Genomic DNA, 2,103 nt, shown 5'->3' with positions numbered 1-2,103 from the left:
AGTCGATATTATTGGAAGTGTTAAAGGCTAAATCCCGACCATAAAAATCCTGCATGATGACCCAGAAACGGTCATCCAATAGATCGACATCAGCAATAGCAATAACATCAATCCCATCTACTGCCTGGTCGATATGGTCAGGCATTTTCACCATGGTACCGCCATCACTTTTCGCACCTTCCGGAAAGGCTGAATCAGATTGGCCAGTAATACGCACCGCTAATGGATAGCTGATAGTGCCACTCTCATATTTAGTGAGCAGCGCGACCGGATCATTACGAAATTGCACCACTCGCTTATCCACCAGCATCGCTTCATTGCTGGAACTCAATAACGGCGTGATTTTAGTTGTCGCATCATCCAACGTGATAAAGTGACCTGCTGTTGCCACGTTGATCTTGCGTAATTTAGAAGTAATGCGTTGCTCTTCATTCATGTTCTCTTCGCTGAGCGCATTCCACAACACATATTCAATCGGTTGATTATTACTGCGAGCACCAAAATCGACCTGTCGAGCCGTTTTACGATCGGCCACTACATCTGAAGCATGACGTTCCACACCCCAATTACTTAACAGCTCTGGCATATTTGAGCTTCGATTGGCAACCATTGCAGCCATCGGATTTTCAGGGTCTCTTTCCGGAACATCGACCTCCGCAAACGGATCAACGAAGGTAATTAATTTGCCACCACGCAACACATATTGATCAATGGCATATAACGTTTGTTGGGGTAATTCTTTCGGATGCACCACCATCAATAAATCAACTGATGATGGAATACGGCGAATATCTTCGGGCAGCACAGAAACATTAAACATTTCACGTAGTTTACCCATCACCGCCCATGGTTTCGCACCACCCTCAGTATCCAACTGACCTTTCAACGGATCGTAACCTTCTCCATCAATTGGCAACGAGCTCATCACCGCGACATTTTTACGTTCAACGTCTGACAATTGATAAATCATCCGGGTCAAATCGTATTCCAACACATCTTCCATTTCCGGTTGAAAGAAGCGGATCCGTTCCAGACCATCAAGAATATTGGTGCCCGCTACCCCAAAAAATAACGGATCGGTTTCACCTTCAATTGGAATCGATTGCAAACCGTATTGTTTAGCTCGCTGCTCATGGTCGGAGAACGGTTTAGGGTCAATGATTTTGACCTGTATCATGCCACCGGATGCACGCTGATACTCCATCAGCAACTCTTGAACCCTTTGGGCATAGGCTTTTAGCGAAGGCAACGCCTGAGCAACTTGCTCAGAATAATAAAAACGCAGTGTGATGGGTTCCTGTAACGATGACAAAATGTTCAAAGAACCTTCTGAAAGGGTATACAGTTTGTCTTCGGTTAAATCGACCCGGGCTGATTTGAAATTACCATTTACCACGATAATAAACGCAATAAATAGTATGACGGCCAGAACCAAACCGGTTGAAGATAATAGTTGTTTATTCATTACTGACTCGTGCTCCTAATCGGCTTTACGTGCATTCACTATCAAGGCGTTGGCAAACAACCAGATAGCGATAAGCGCTGCAAAATACAAAATGTCACGTAAATCAATTACCCCTTTGGAAATGGCATCAAAGTGGGTCAGAAAACTAAATGAACTGATGGCATCTACCAAAGGCTGTGGCGCCCAGCTGCTGAAGAAATCCAGCACAATACCGTAACCCGCAAGTACAAATATCAAACTGACAATCAGGCTGAGAACAAAAGCGATAACCTGGTTTTTAGTCACCGCTGAGACGCACGAACCAATCGCCAGAAACCCACCGGCCATCAGAAAGCTGCCAACAAAACCAGTAAAGATGACACCGTTATCGGGATTACCCAGATAATTCACGGTAATCCATAACGGGAAATTCAGAATTAATGCCAGTCCGGTAAATGCCCAGGCGGCAAAGAATTTGCCAAGCACCGCTTCAAAGACCGACACCGGCAATGTCATTAAGAGTTCAATCGATCCACTTTTACGTTCTTCGGCCCATAAGCGCATCGAGATGGCCGGGATTAACAGAATGTATAACCAGGGATGTAAAGAAAAGAATGGATAGAGGTCGGCTTCGCCACGGGCAAAGAAATTACCCACGT

At 45.1% G+C, this 2,103-nt stretch carries 2 protein-coding genes; both read right to left on the bottom strand.

What is annotated here, in order from left to right:
- Positions 1-1,465, bottom strand: a 1,465-nt coding sequence (locus B3O33_RS12635) for a GldG family protein (RefSeq protein WP_292363757.1), incomplete at its 3' end; no start/stop codon positions are given.
- A 15-nt stretch (positions 1,466-1,480) separates the two neighbouring features.
- A partial coding sequence (locus B3O33_RS12630; RefSeq protein ID WP_292363755.1) for an ABC transporter permease subunit occupies positions 1,481-2,103 on the bottom strand: 623 nt, incomplete at its 5' end.

The sequence above is a fragment of the Methylophaga sp. UBA1464 genome (assembly GCF_002325665.1).
Lineage (GTDB): Bacteria > Pseudomonadota > Gammaproteobacteria > Nitrosococcales > Methylophagaceae > Methylophaga.
The sequence above is the reverse complement of the archived record's forward strand: the minus strand, read 5'-3'. Positions and strand labels throughout refer to the sequence as shown.